This is a genomic window from Micromonospora rosaria (genome assembly GCF_001567585.1).
Taxonomy (GTDB): Bacteria; Actinomycetota; Actinomycetes; order Mycobacteriales; family Micromonosporaceae; genus Micromonospora; species Micromonospora rosaria.
On the sequence record NZ_LRQV01000010.1, the window covers coordinates 62,438 to 75,367 of the forward strand.

At 72.1% G+C, this 12,930-nt stretch carries 13 protein-coding genes; 6 read left to right on the top strand and 7 right to left on the bottom strand.

What is annotated here, in order from left to right:
* The first annotated feature begins 48 nt into the window (after positions 1-48).
* A complete protein-coding gene (locus tag AWW66_RS05215) occupies positions 49-921 on the top strand; it encodes a hypothetical protein (protein WP_157527169.1) in 873 nt (290 codons plus the stop codon).
* Between the two features lie 250 nt (positions 922-1,171).
* Positions 1,172-3,142 carry an AfsR/SARP family transcriptional regulator gene (locus AWW66_RS05220; RefSeq protein WP_067360483.1) on the top strand — a complete coding sequence of 657 codons (1,971 nt, stop codon included), beginning with the start codon at positions 1,172-1,174 and terminating at the stop codon, positions 3,140-3,142.
* Between the two features lie 26 nt (positions 3,143-3,168).
* Here AWW66_RS05220 and AWW66_RS05225 read toward each other — a convergent pair whose 3' ends face one another.
* Both AWW66_RS05225 and AWW66_RS05230 read right to left on the bottom strand, forming a co-directional pair.
* The gene (locus AWW66_RS05225; protein WP_067360574.1) at positions 3,169-4,083 is read right to left on the bottom strand and encodes an alpha/beta fold hydrolase; all 915 of its coding nucleotides are present in this window, start codon (positions 4,081-4,083) and stop codon (positions 3,169-3,171) included.
* Positions 4,076-4,543, bottom strand: a complete 468-nt coding sequence (locus tag AWW66_RS05230; RefSeq protein WP_245647917.1) for a hypothetical protein — start codon at positions 4,541-4,543, stop codon at positions 4,076-4,078. Before AWW66_RS05230 ends, AWW66_RS05225 begins: the two co-directional genes overlap by 8 nt.
* Before the next feature lie 229 nt (positions 4,544-4,772).
* On the opposite strand from AWW66_RS05230, the gene AWW66_RS05235 reads away from it, so the two are divergent.
* The gene (locus tag AWW66_RS05235; protein ID WP_067360575.1) at positions 4,773-5,648 is read left to right on the top strand and encodes an alpha/beta fold hydrolase; all 876 of its coding nucleotides are present in this window, start codon (positions 4,773-4,775) and stop codon (positions 5,646-5,648) included.
* Positions 5,649-5,653: 5 nt separating this feature from the next.
* On the opposite strand, the gene AWW66_RS05240 is transcribed toward AWW66_RS05235, so the two are convergent.
* The gene (locus AWW66_RS05240; RefSeq protein WP_067360490.1) at positions 5,654-6,664 is read right to left on the bottom strand and encodes a glycoside hydrolase family 113 protein; all 1,011 of its coding nucleotides are present in this window, start codon (positions 6,662-6,664) and stop codon (positions 5,654-5,656) included.
* Positions 6,665-6,729: 65 nt separating this feature from the next.
* Between AWW66_RS05240 and AWW66_RS05245 the strand changes: the two genes are divergently transcribed.
* Both AWW66_RS05245 and AWW66_RS05250 read left to right on the top strand, forming a co-directional pair.
* Positions 6,730-7,311 (top strand): TetR/AcrR family transcriptional regulator, encoded by a 582-nt coding sequence (locus AWW66_RS05245; RefSeq protein ID WP_067360493.1) that lies wholly within the window; start codon positions 6,730-6,732, stop codon positions 7,309-7,311.
* 213 nt (positions 7,312-7,524) lie between these two features.
* Positions 7,525-8,523 (top strand): pentapeptide repeat-containing protein, encoded by a 999-nt coding sequence (locus AWW66_RS05250; protein WP_067360496.1) that lies wholly within the window; start codon positions 7,525-7,527, stop codon positions 8,521-8,523.
* A gap of 122 nt (positions 8,524-8,645) precedes the next feature.
* On the opposite strand, the gene AWW66_RS33405 is transcribed toward AWW66_RS05250, so the two are convergent.
* From AWW66_RS33405 to AWW66_RS05265, 3 genes are all read right to left on the bottom strand, one after another.
* Positions 8,646-9,020, bottom strand: coding sequence for a hypothetical protein (locus AWW66_RS33405; protein WP_157527171.1), 375 nt, complete (start codon positions 9,018-9,020; stop codon positions 8,646-8,648).
* Between the two features lie 84 nt (positions 9,021-9,104).
* On the bottom strand, positions 9,105-9,779 hold the full coding sequence (locus AWW66_RS05260; RefSeq protein WP_067360502.1) for an FMN-dependent NADH-azoreductase: 675 nt from the start codon (positions 9,777-9,779) through the stop codon (positions 9,105-9,107).
* 71 nt (positions 9,780-9,850) lie between these two features.
* A complete protein-coding gene (locus AWW66_RS05265) occupies positions 9,851-11,215 on the bottom strand; it encodes an FAD-binding oxidoreductase (protein ID WP_067360505.1) in 1,365 nt (454 codons plus the stop codon).
* 65 nt (positions 11,216-11,280) lie between these two features.
* Here AWW66_RS05265 and AWW66_RS05270 point away from each other — a divergent pair, with 65 nt between their 5' ends.
* On the top strand, positions 11,281-11,676 hold the full coding sequence (locus tag AWW66_RS05270) for a winged helix-turn-helix transcriptional regulator (protein ID WP_211271837.1): 396 nt from the start codon (positions 11,281-11,283) through the stop codon (positions 11,674-11,676).
* Positions 11,677-11,711: 35 nt separating this feature from the next.
* On the opposite strand, the gene AWW66_RS05275 is transcribed toward AWW66_RS05270, so the two are convergent.
* Positions 11,712-12,683 carry a hypothetical protein gene (locus AWW66_RS05275; RefSeq protein ID WP_067360511.1) on the bottom strand — a complete coding sequence of 324 codons (972 nt, stop codon included), beginning with the start codon at positions 12,681-12,683 and terminating at the stop codon, positions 11,712-11,714.
* Positions 12,684-12,930 lie beyond the last annotated feature (247 nt).

Sequence of the window (12,930 nt, forward strand, 5' to 3'; positions counted from 1 at the left end):
CCTCGGTGGCAGGCACCGCCCGCCACACGTGGAAGGAGTACGGTCTGCATGCGTGGTCGCACGTATCCAGCCGCCGCTGTAGCCGGGGTGTTGGCACTGCTCGCCGCCGTGACCGGGCCGGTCGCACCGGCCGCCGCCAACCCGGGCCCGGCCGGCGCGGGCACCTCGGCGGTCTCCGCGCCCGGACCCGACCGCCAGGCACCACCCGGCGCGGTCACCTACCGGGAGCAGGGCACCCGGAACCCCACCGGCACCTGCACCTTCACGACCGAAGGGAAGCGCGACGCCCGTAAGGGCCCGGCCGTGCTGTTCTTCACCGAACTGTCGTACGACCCCGGCACGTGCAGCCGCACCATGGCGCGGGTCGAGTACTCGCCCGACGACGTGCCACCGGCGCTGGCCCGCCGGTTCGAGCAGCGCGACGAAAGGGGCCAGGAACGGACCGAGAGCGGCGAGAAGGCACCGGCGCCCCGGTCGAATGCCGCCGCCGGCGAGATGACGGTCATCCCGTTCTGGGTGGAGGCTCAGGCCTGGTGGGAGGACAAGGTCTACATCGATCTGACCATGACCCGGTCCCGGGTGTCCGGGGCCTTCGTACTGGAGGATCTCGGCCGCTACGGCGCGTCCTACCACGAGTCGTACTGGTACTGGTTCGACACGAGCGGTTGGCGGCGCGACTCCGCCGACAACCTGTTCCACGCGGACTTCTACAACGCGCTGACGAACACGGTCGGCACCTTCAGTAATCCGATCTTCTACCTACCCGGCATCTGCGACGGAATCGGTCAGGTGACGTACTCCGGTCACCCCCACACCTTCGTCTACTACAGCGCCGGTTTCGTCGGCTACTCACTGGTCCTGGAGCGGGCCGGGAACTGCCGGGCGGGCATGGTCGAGAACTTCGCGGTGTGGATCGCCTGACACCCCTGACGGTACGGGTGCCGTGACCAGCTTTCCCGGCTGGTCACGGCATGGCGGCGCGCTACCGGGCGAGCAGGGAGCGCAGCACCGTGCTGATCTCGTCCGGTGCCTCCTCGGCTATGAAGTGCCCGGCGGAGGTGGTGCGGTGCTCCGTCGGACAGGCTCCGGGGGCGGCTCGTTCAGCGTGCCGCTGGCGGATGAGCAACCGATGCGCGCGATACGTTGACCACCAGGAACGGAGGGTGGTGCGGTGCGGGTCGGGTTCGGGGTCCTCGGGCCGGTCGTCGCCTGGGACGGCGACGGCACGCCGATCGACGTGAAGGGGCCGAAACACCGCGCGGTACTGGCCCGGCTGATCGTCGCGCGGGGTCGGGTCGTCCCGGTCAACCGCCTGATCGACGCTCTGTGGGCGGCGGACCCGCCGCCGGGTGCGACGAGCGCGGTGCGCACCTTCGTGGCGGCGTTGCGGCGTGCGCTGGAGCCGCACCGCCCGCCCCGGGAGCCGGCGCGGTTGTTGGTCACCGAGGGTCCGGGGTACGCGCTCCGGGCCGCGCCCGACGCGGTCGACGCCTGGCGGTTCGAGGACACCGTCGCCGCCGCGTCCACCGTGCCGCCCCACGAGGCGCTCGACCGCCTGGACCGGGCGCTGGGCTGGTGGCGCGGGCCCGCGTACGCCGACTTCGACGACGAGCCGTGGGCGCGGGCCGAGCGCTCCCGGCTCGAACAGCTACGGCTGAACGCGGTCGAGAGCCGGGCCGGGGTTCGACTGGCCCTCGGGCGCGCGGCGGAGGTGGTGCCGGATCTCGACGCCCACGTGGCCGAGCATCCGTGGCGGGAGGAGGCGTGGCGGCTGCTGGCGCTGGCGCTGTACCGGACGCACCGGCAGGGGGAGGCGCTGGCGGTGTTGCGTCGGGCCCGTGGGCTGCTCCTCGACCAGCTCGGTGTCGATCCGGGGCCACGGCTGCGGGATCTGGAGACCGACATCCTCCGGCAGGTCGACCCGGTGGGCGGTCCCGCCTCCGCAGGCCCGGAACGGGTGTGGGCGCAGGCCGCTGCGGCGTACGACCGGACGGTGGTGTCCGGCGCGCGGGCGCGACTGGAGTCGACGGTCGGGCTGCTGCGCAGTCTCGCGGTGACCGGGGGGAGCGGGCTGGAGGTGGCGCGGGACCAGCGGGTCGCCGCCATCGACGCGGCCGAGCAGCTCGGCAACCCCGACCTCACCGCGCGGGTGATCGGCAGCTACGACGTACCCGCGATCTGGACCCGCTCGGACGATCCGGAGCAGGCGGCGCGGGTCGTGGCGGCGGCCGAGCGGGCCCTGGCCGCCCTGGGTCCCGACTCGCCGGACGCCATCCGGGCCCGGCTGCTGGCCACCGTCGCGACGGAGTCACGCGGTACGGCCGGGGCGCGGGGGCCGGCGGCGGCCCGGGAGGCGGAACGGATCGCGCGGCGGCTCGGCGACCCGGCCCTGCTGGCGTTCGCCCTGAACGGCGTGTTCATGCAGACGTTCCAGCGGGCCGGGCTCGCTGTCGACCGGGACGGGATCGGCGCCGAACTCGTCGCGCTCGCCGCCCGCCACGGCCTGACGACGTACGAGATCCTCGGTCGCCTCGTCCGCGTCCAGGCCCGCAGCGCGCTCGGGGACTTCGCCGGCGCGGACGCGCACGCCGCCGCCGCGGACCAGCTCGCCGGGCGGCACGAACTGCCGCTCGTCGGGGTCTTCACCCGGTGGTACCGCGCGCTGCGGCTGGCCGCGACCGGAGCGTCGCCGCCGGCCGCGGAGGCCGCCTACCGTGACGCGGCGGCGCGGTCGTCCGGTGCCGGCATGCCCGGGGTCGAGCGCGGGCTCCTCCCGCTGGCCCTGCTCTGCCTGCGCGTCTGGCACGGCCGGCCGGCCCGCTTCGACGACGACACCGACTGGGGTCCCTACCTGCCCTGGGCGCGTCCGCTCGTCCTGCTCGCCCGCGACCGCCCCGCCGACGCCGCCGCCGCGCTGCGCCGGGCCCCGGAACCACCGCGTGACCTGCTGTTCGAGGCGCTGTGGTGCCTCACCGGCCACGCCGCGATCGCGGTGGACGACCGGCCGGCGATCCGCCGCACCCGGGCCGCACTCGCGCCGGCCGCGCACGAGCTGGCCGGGGCCGGCAGCGGCATGCTCACCGTCGGCCCCGTCGCGCACCACCTCGACCGCCTCGCCGCCGCCCTCGACGCCCGCAACTGATCTCCGCCACCGTCTCCCGGCCCGGCTCAGCGGTGAGCGGCCTCGCGGAGAAAGTCGGTGATGAGGGCGGCGATCTCGGCCGGACGTTCGACGACCATCGCGTGGCTGGCACCGGCGAGCTGCCGCACCCGCAGGTACGGATTGGCCACGGTGGCGAGGCGTTCCGTGGTGGCCCGGCGGTAGGCGGCGTACAGCTCGTGGAAGGGTTCCTGCTCGGGCAGGTCCTCGGTGGCGAGGACGAGTAACAGGGGGCAGCGGGTGTCCCGGTAGGCGGGGAGCAGGTCGATCGACGTCATCGCCGTCCGCAACTGACCGGTCAGCGTCGGTCCGGGACGCAGCCGGCTCCGGCCGTCGTCGCACGGCACGAGGTTGCGCTCGAAGGCCGTCACCCAGTCCTGCGGATCGGCACCGTACCGTCGGGCCGTCGCCTGCTGCCCGGCCTTTGCTGCGGTGACCTGCTCGGGGGTGAGCGGCTCGGCCAGCATCGCGGCCATCTGATCGAAGGCGGCCCGCAGCCTGGCGAGTTCCGTCGCGGCCCGACCCGGGTCCATCCCGGCGAGTTGCTCGGGGCGGCCCAGCGTCGGGTTGCCGTCCAGGCTGACGGCACCGGGGCACTCCGGGTGACGCTGTGCCCAGAGCGTAGCCAGCATCCCGCCGAGGGAGACGCCGACCACGGCGGGACGGTCGAGTCCGAGGCTGTCGGCGACGGCGGCCAGGTCGTCCAGCACGTCGTCCCATCGCCAGGGGCCGTCGCCGGACCGGCCGTGGCCGCGCAGGTCGACGGCGACCACCCGGTGCGCCGGCCGTAGCTGCTCGGCCAGCGTCGTGAGCTGGGCGAGGTTGCCACCCGCGCCGTGCAGCAGCAGCACCGGGCGGCCGGCTCCGCCGACGTCGCGGTAGGCGATCGGCACGGGGCCGGAGTTGATCAGGGGGTCAGGCACGTCGGGTTCCTTCCCGTCGTAGCCGGTCGCGGACGGCGGCGGACCGCACGCCACCCTCGGGATGGCGGGCGAGCCTGCCCCGGGAGGTCAGGTCGTGGACGCCCTGGCGGGTGATGCCGAGCATGGCGCCGGCCACCGCGTACGACACCGATTCGGCGGTGGGGTGGCCCACCCGTCGCGCGACGGCCTGACCGAGGGGGGTGCGCCACCAGTCGAGGGGTGGGGCGAACGGGCCGTCGCCGGGGTAGAGCGTCGAGATCACCCGGGCGATCACGCCGTAGGCTGCCCGGTCGTCGCCGCTGACCATCGTGGTGGCCCAGGAGCGGGCCCGTTCCTGGACGACGGGGCGCAGCGAATCGATCGCCTGGTCCCCGTCGACCAGGATCTCGAGCGGGTCGAGCAGCCGGACGTCGATCAGCCTGATGAGCTGCCCGACAAGTTCCTCGTCATCTGGTGGCACGCCACCCCTCCTTCGCTTGACACTCATCGTCAAGTGCTTGACGGCCGCTGTCAAGCAGCAGCACGTCTCCGCAACCCCAGGACGGGGAATCCGGACGGCGGTTTCGCCGTGAGGCGGGAGGTACCGGGGTCCGGGTCCGGCACGATGGACGGGTCGGGTGAGCTGGTCCACGCCCTCCGTGCCGTCACGGGCGGACGACCCGCGCCACCGGACGGGGAAGGAGGACACGGTGCAGGCGATCCAGAAGGTCCGCCATCGGCGGGCCGACGTCGACGGCCTGGAGGTGTTCTACCGCGAGGCCGGGCGTCCCGACCGGCCGGCGGTCCTGCTGCTGCACGGGTTCCCGAGCTCATCGCACACGTTCCGGGAGGTCATGCCGACCCTGGCCGACGTCGCGTACGTGCTCGCGCCTGATCTTCCCGGCTTCGGCATGTCCTCGTCGCCGACCGTTGACACGTACGACTACACCTTCGAGAACCTCTCCCGGGCGGTCGACGCCCTCCTCGACCAGCTCGACGTCGAGCGCTTCTTCGTCTACCTGCACGACTTCGGCGCTCCCGTGGGGTACCACCTGGCCACCCGCGCCCCGGACCGCATCCGTGGTCTCGTCGTGCAGAGCGGCAACGCGCACGAGGAGGGCCTCGGTGGGCAGTGGGACAGCGCCAGGGCGTACTGGGCCGACCCGACCGACGACACGCGCGCCGAGCTGCCCGACTGGTTGACCTTCGCCGGTACCCGTGACCAGTACCTCGCCGGGTTGCCCGGGCACCTGCGCACGCTGCACCCGCCCGAGTCGTGGCACCTCGACTGGGAGCGCATGCGCCGACCCGGCAACGTCGACGCGCAGTTCGCGCTGTTCAGCGACTACGCCAGCCACGTCGCCCGGTTCGAGGAGATCGCCGGGTACCACCGGGCGCACCAGCCGCCCGCGCTCGTGCTGTGGGGACGACACGACGCGTACTTCGACGTGGACGAGGTCCTCGCCTACCACCGCGCCCTCGACCGGATGGACGCGCACCTCTACGACGGCGGACACTTCCTGCTGGAGACGCACGCGGCCGAGTGCGCCCAGCTCATGCGGGCGTTCGTGCTCGACAACACGTGAGCGGACTACGCCGCGCGGGTCCGGGCGCGGGCGCGGCCGTACTCGGCGAGGGCGTGGAAGGCGGCCTTCGGCGTCCACGAGCCGTCCGGCAACACCCGCACGATCCCGCGCGCGGCCAGGTCGTAGTCGCGTTCCGGGTCGCCGGTCGTCGGTAGGTGCCGGTTCGCGAACGTGTACACGAACGCCGCCTCCACCCCGCCGGCCTCGTAGTCGCGCAGCAGGTCCAGGACGTAGCGGGCCTGCCCCTCCTCGTCACGTTCCAGCCCCGGGGTGAGCGTCGCGGCGCGGCCGTGCTCGTCGTAGGTCACCGGCTCCGCCCCGCCCGCGACGTCGGCCGCGCCGCGGAACGTGCAGCAGCCGAACTCGGTCACGGCGTACGGCTTGCCCTGCCCCACCGCCGCCGCCAGGGTTTTCGGGAACGCTCCGGCGTTGGTCGCGTCGCGGTAGCCGGCGTCGCTGGCGATGATGTCGTAGGTCGCCCAGTCGACGTCCTCCAGCGGGATCGAGGCGTAGCCGACGAGGCCGCCGAACCGCTCCCGCACCGCAGGCACCACCTCGGCGAGGAAGTCGCGCACCGCAGCGCGTGCGACCGGGACCGCCTCCCGCATCCGCAGCGGATCGGTGAACAGGGCCATGCGCTCGACCAGGTCACGGCCGGGCAGGAAACCGTCGGTGACCAGGGAGATCTCGGAGCCCGTGAGGTACACGACCGAGGCTCCGCCGCGCCGAAGTCGCTCGGCCCGCTCGGCGCCGTCGAGCACGAACGCCATGAGCGCGTCGCGGTCGAGGCCGTTGGTGAACGGGCAGTACCACACCTCGAGCCCAACCTCGGCGGCGAACCCTGCGGCCAGTTCCAGCCGGTCCTGGACGCCGCCGGTGATGCGCACCGCGTCGCAGTGCAACTCCTCACGGATGACCCGCAGGTCACGCCGCACGGTCTCGGGGTCGAACGGCTCGTGGGTCGTGGACCCGGCGCTCACGAAGCCGGTGTCGTAGTTCATGCCGAAAACGCGCATCGAGTTCCCCTCGTCAATAAGGTACGCGACGTACCTTATAAGGTACGCCCAGTACCCTGCAAGGCATGGCCACGAGACGGCGGGGCGAAGAACTGGAGCGGGCGATCCTGCACGCGGCGGCGGAGGAACTACGCGAGTCCGGGTACGCGGGGATGACCATGGACCGGGTCGCCGCCCGGGCCGGGACCAACAAGAACGCCATCTACCGCCGGTGGCCGCACCGGGCGGCACTGGGCATCGCGGCGTACCGCCATCTCTCCGACGCCACGATGCCGAACCCCGACACGGGCACCCTGCGGGGTGACGCGCTCGAGATGCTGCGGCAGGCGAACCAGACGTGGTCCTCGCCGCACGGAGTGGTCCTGCGCGGCCTGCTGGCGGCTGCGGCGGATGACCCGACGTTGCTCGACCTCATGCGCGAACGGTCGGGCGCGGACACCATGGACCGCGCCTGGCTGACCATGCTCGAACGCGCCGTGGCGCGCGGGGAGGCGCCGCCGGGGGCTGTCCATCCGCGCGTCGCGAGCATGCCGATGATGCTGCTCCGCGCCGAGTACGCGATGCGCGGCATCCCCTCGGTTCCCGACGAGGTACTGATCGAGATCGTCGACGACGTCTTCCTGCCGCTCGTACGCGGTCGCGCCTGAGCACCCACCCTGGTCGTGATGCCTGGGTGTGACCGTGGGCTCTTCTCATTGGTCGTGGTCGGCTGTAATGGACGTATGCCGTTCCGTGGCCAGCCGGGTACTGGGAACCGTCGACGTGTGCCCGCTTCGAGACGGCGGTGGAGAGCTGCGGGCCAGTACCCGGACGGGCTGCGGGTGCAGCGTTCCTCGCGGCCACCGGCGGCTCGGCTGGAGGTGGGGCCGATCGACGTCAGGCCCGACCCGTGGCAGCGTCTGGTCGCCATCGGCAGCATCCTGTCGGTGTTGTTCGTGGCCGTCGGCCTGTACATCACCAACGAGGCCAACCGCGAGACCAGCGAGGCCAACCGCGAGCAGCACCGCCTCACCGCTCAGGGGCAGATCACCGACCGGTTCACCAAGGCGGTCGAGCAGCTCGGCCAGCCCGGTGCGGAGAGGGTGGACGTACGGCTGGGTGCGATCTACGCCTTGGAGCGCATCATGCGCGACTCCGCCGTGGACCAGCCTGCCGTCATCGACATCCTCGCCGCGTTTCTCCGGGTCCACGCCCCCGCGCCCGAGCGGATCACCGCTCCGACCTCGTCGATCCCCAGCCCACCGGTCGACATCCAGGCCGTCGTGACCGTGCTGGGCCGCCGCGACGTCACCCGCGACGGCATCATCGGAAACGAGACACTGCCTATCCGCCGTCTCGACCTCTCCGACATCAACCTGGCCCGCGCGAACCTGGCGTACGCGAACCTGAACGGCGCGACCCTGTCCGGCACGGAGCTGGCCGGCGCAGCCCTGATCGAAGCGAGCCTGACCGGTACGAGCCTGAGCGACGCGAACCTGCACCGCGCGATTCTGCACAACACGAAGCTGGCCCGCGCGATCCTGACCGACGCGAACCTGACCGGCGCGCTCCTGGCTGGCGCGGACCTGTCCCACGCGAACCTGACCGGCGCGAACCTGTCCCAGACGTTCGGAAACGGCACGAACCTCCAAGGCCGGGTGACCGCGAGAACCGCGAACGTGCTCGCGGACCTGACCGTCAACCTGACCGGCGCGAACCTGACCGGCGCGAACCTGACCGACGCGGACCTCACCGGCGCGAACCTGACCGACGCGAACCTGACCGACGCGGACCTGACCGGCGCGATCCTGACCTGCGCCACGACCGACGACCGCACCCGGTTACCCGAGGGGGTCGCCCGGCCCGCGCCGTGTGACTGACGCCTACGGGCATACACCCGTTACCGGAAAGCTTCGGCATCAGCGCAGGTTCTGTCGACGGCACACCAAAAGAGATTCGGTGTTTTCGACAGGGCGAGGCTTTTCGTCCCGGACCGGGGCGGTCAGCCGAGCAGGCGGTACTGGTACGGGCCGGTCGTGCCACAGACGCTTGTCGCGCGGATCGAGTCGTACGTCCAGCCGAACGGGATCGCGCAGGCCCACAGACCGTTGACCGGGGTCCGCAGCCGGTAGCGGTACGAGAGCGATCCGCAGGCGCCGGTGGGCTCCACCTGGTCCCAGGTGTAACCGCTCGGCACGGAGCAGGCCCAGGTCCCGTCGAGGCTGAGCACGCCGGGCCCGGAATTCCCATTCAGAACGGTTTCCTGCGACACCGGATTCGCGTGGGCGGGAGTTGCCGCCGGGGCGATGAGCAGTGATACGGCACTCAGAGCGAGAACGGTGATGATTCGACGCAGCACGGCATCCCTTTCGATCACTGGGCACCCATCTTCGTAACCCTGAAATCCTCCCAGATCCACTGTCACTCGTCTATGTTTCGATATTGGCGTCGGGTACCGCTGTCAGCGGATCGCGGCGTCCGCGCGGGCAGTGAGCTGGCGGGAGGCGAGGGCGCGGCCCTGCCGGTGGGCGTGCTGCTCCGCGTTCGTCTTGATCTCTTTGGCCAGCTCGGTGAACCCGTCCAGCGCAGGGTTGACGCCGACGAGAGTGAACTCGCGGGTCACGACCTCCAGATCGATCCGCCACACGTCTTCAAGGATCCGCCGCATCCACGCGGTCGCGTGGTCCCACCCTTCTTTCGGGGTGCCGGGTGCGTAGTTCCCGCCCTGGACGGTCACCAGCACCCCCGGCTTGCCGGAGGTCACCGGGGTGCGCTCGGGTGACATCCGCGCGTCGGCGACGACCAGATCGACGTACGCCTTGAAGTGCTGCGAGACCCCGAAGTTGTACAGCGGCACCGCGAACAGGTACGCCTCGGCCACGGCAAGCTCGTCGACCAGCGCGCCCGCGAGATCCAGCGCGCTTTGCTGGCCTGGCGTACGGTCCGGGGCGGGTGTGGCCGACGCGGCCAACGCCGCCGCCCAGGCCTCGCTGGGCAGCGGGGTGGTGCCGATCTCGCGGCGGACGATCGTCGGAGCCGTGGCGATGTCGAGCCACTGACCTTCGACGATGTCGGCGAGGGCGCGGCTCGTGGAGCCCTCGGCGCGGATGGACGCGTCGACACGGAGCAGGGACATGATGCCTCCAGGATTGTTTCGATCGTGGTGGTGAGGGCCTCGGCCAGCGGCGGGGCGCCGCGATCCGGGCCTCAGAGCTGCGCGACCAGCTCGGCCGGGTCGCTGTCGGGGGCGATGAAGAAGTTGTCGCGGAACAGGCCGGTCGGGTCCCAGGTCGCCTTGAGCGCGCGCAGGCGTCGCAGGTGCCCGGCCGGGAACGCCCGGGCGAGGACGTCGGGGCCGGTGTCGGTCTCGAAGCTGAGGTACATGCCCTCGAAGCGGGGGACCAGGTCCGCCCAGCGCTGCTCGACCTCGCCGGTGCCGCCGCCGAGCATCGCGATCAGGAAGTTCGCGTCCCGCCACCCGTACGCGGCGGAGTCGGTGGGGTGGTCGGCGACGGCGCCGCCGGCGGACCGGATGCTCAGGATGAACGACGACCGGGAGGCGAGCAGGTCCGCCAGGCCGCGCGCGACATCGGTGGACAGGTGCCGGACGAGCCCGGCGTGGCCCCGGGGTTCGCCCTGTCCGTGCTGCTGCTCACCGCCAGCGGGGAGGTCGAGGAGGGCCGCGTACGGCACCATCCGCACCGACTGGTCCGCCATCGGCGCCAGCGCCGCGAAGGGTTGGAGGCGGTCGACGACGGTGTCCGGGTCGTGCTCGTCCACCACGATCAGCGCCTGGACCACGGCCGGCGATCCGGGGCGGGACGGACTGACCATCAGCGTCCCGGTCACGGTCGGGTCCGCGTTCTCGATCGTCGTACCCCACGCCCGCAGGAACGCGGCGACGTCGTCGGGGACGTACGCGAGCATCGCGAAGCCGACCCGCTCGGACACGGGGTGCGCCTCGAACTCGAAGGAGACGACGACACCGAAGTTCGCCCCGGCTCCGCGGACGGCCCAGAAGAGGTCAGTGTTCTCCTCGGCGCTCGCGTGCACCAGCTCGCCGTCGGCGGTGACCACGTCCACCGACCGCAGGTGGTCGATGGTGAGCCCCCGCCTACGCGCGAACCAGCCGATCCCCGCCGTGGTGGCCAGTCCGCCGACCCCGACCCCGCCGTGGTCACCGGCGGTGATCGCCAGGCGGTGTGGGGCGAGGGCCTTGGCGACCTCGCCCCAGCGGGCGCCGGGTCCCACCCGTACCCGGTTTCCGTCGCTGACGGTGATCTCGTTCAGCGCGTCCACCGCGATGACGATCCCGTCGTCGTTGAGGGACCTGCCGGAGAGGCCGTGTCCGCCGCTGAGCAGCCCCAGCGGGACGTCCCGGTGCCGGGCCGCGAACCGGACCGCCTCCTGCACCTCCGCGATCGACTCGGGGCGCACGACCACACCGGGCCGCGCTCCCCGGAAGTACCCGGAGGTATAGCGGGGGTAGCCGGGGTCGCCGGGGAACAGCACCCGCCGGGCCAGGGCTCCGGGGATCGGGTCGCCTCGGAACGGGTACAGGTGATCGGGCATGCACCCAGCATCCTGGGCACGCATCGTCGTTGACAAACACCACGTAACTTACTTACCTTTGGTAAGTGACTACACGTGGAACCGGCCCGACCCGCCCCCCGCTCCATATCGACGACGACGAGTGCCGGCGCCTCGCCGGGGTCATGGAGGTGGTCGGCAGACGCTGGGCCAGCGGCATCCTTCTCGCCCTCGGCCTGGGCGCGGAACGCTTCACCGAGATCGAGAACCGGGTACAGGGACTCTCCGGGCGCATGCTCACCGTCCGGCTCCGCGACCTCGAAGGCGCTGGTCTCGTCGACCGCATCGTCGAGCCCACGTTCCCGGTCAGCATCCGCTACCGCCTCACCGAACGCGGCGTCGAACTCCTCCGCGCCCTCCAGCCCATCGCACGCTACGCCCAACGCTGGGAGGACAAGGCCGCCGCCGGCGAGCCGACCACGCCAGGCAGCGTCTCCCGGTAGTTCCGCGCGCGGGGCGAGCGGTTAGCGGCGAGGCGCTACCGGGGACGCCACCGGGCGCGATCCTCGTACCCGTCCACCAGCCGGATCGAGGCCGCCAGCTTCAGCACGTCGTCCCTGCCCCCCACCGCCTCGTGGGCCCGGCGGCTCTCGATGCCCACCTCCACCACGCACGTGCCGCACCCGCCGGGGAGCTGCCCCACCCGGTAGAGCCCCGGCCTGTCCTTGCTCTGCCAATCGATCGCGGTGGCGGCCCGGCCGGACACGGTGACGTCGTCGGTGACGTTGCTCCTGCCGCTGGCCACGCTCTCGGTGCTGAGACCGACCACGATGTCGGGTCTTCCGCGCTCGTTCCACCCCAGCAGATACTGGGCGGAGGACCTCATCGGTCCCTTCTTGGCCCACTCCAGCCGTGCACCGCTGAGTTCCGCGTCGTCGGGCAGCCCCACGGCCTCGAACGGCAGAGCCAGCGGTGCCTTCTCCCAGCGGATGCCCTCGGTCACCCGCCGAAGGGTCTCCTCGTGGCGGTCGACGCCGGTCACCGTGATCCGCATCCACGCCTTCGGCGCGTACTCCCAGGACAGCACCCCACCCTCGTTCTGGAAGGCGGGACGACCGCGCACCGGCGCGACCTCGGCACCCGGGACCGTCCAGCCCGCCTCCTCGTCGTACTCCCGGTCGTAACGGTGCACGTCGACGTGGCGCGCGGCCATCAGGATCTCGATCCGCCAGTCGCGGTCGACTGAGTACGGGCTGTCCTCCTTCGTGGCCGGGGCGCCATCACGTGGTCCGCTCAACTGCATGATGTGCATGTCGGGCTCGGTCTCGTAAGCGGCGTGACGGACGGAGCCGGGCAGGAAGTCGAGGCGGAACAGTTGCTGGCCGGGGTCGAATCGGCGGGGTACCGACCGAGGCAGGCCCTCCGGGGTGGTCCCCGTCTCCATTGCCTGCCGGACGAACCACACGATCAGGCCCGCCACCATCGTCACCACGATCGTCACGACCGCCACGAGGGTTTCGCTCCTGCGCCCGTCCTCCGGCGGCACCCTGGCGCCGGAGGCAGGTGAGACCTCACCGGCTTCGCGCGCGTCACCCGCCACGGACTTCCTCCCGCGTCAGTGCGCCGTCCGACGGCGCGACCCGGGGAGTCTACGACCCGCCCCGCCTCGCCGTTGCCCCTGACTTTCCCCGAGACGCTGGTGACGACCTGCCCTGCTCCGGAGCCGGCAGCAACGGCGGCCGGGCCGCGAGGGCCCG

Excerpts from the sequence above, each read along its gene's own strand:
- AWW66_RS05245 (WP_067360493.1), top strand. The coding sequence starts at position 6,730 with ATGGCCACGAGACGGCGGGGCGAAGAACTGGAGCGGGCGATCCTGCAC.
- AWW66_RS05265 (WP_067360505.1), bottom strand. The coding sequence starts at position 11,215 with ATGCCCGATCACCTGTACCCGTTCCGAGGCGACCCGATCCCCGGAGCC.
- AWW66_RS05240 (WP_067360490.1), bottom strand. The coding sequence starts at position 6,664 with ATGCGCGTTTTCGGCATGAACTACGACACCGGCTTCGTGAGCGCCGGG.
- AWW66_RS05215 (WP_157527169.1), top strand. The coding sequence starts at position 49 with ATGCGTGGTCGCACGTATCCAGCCGCCGCTGTAGCCGGGGTGTTGGCA.
- AWW66_RS05260 (WP_067360502.1), bottom strand. The coding sequence starts at position 9,779 with ATGTCCCTGCTCCGTGTCGACGCGTCCATCCGCGCCGAGGGCTCCACG.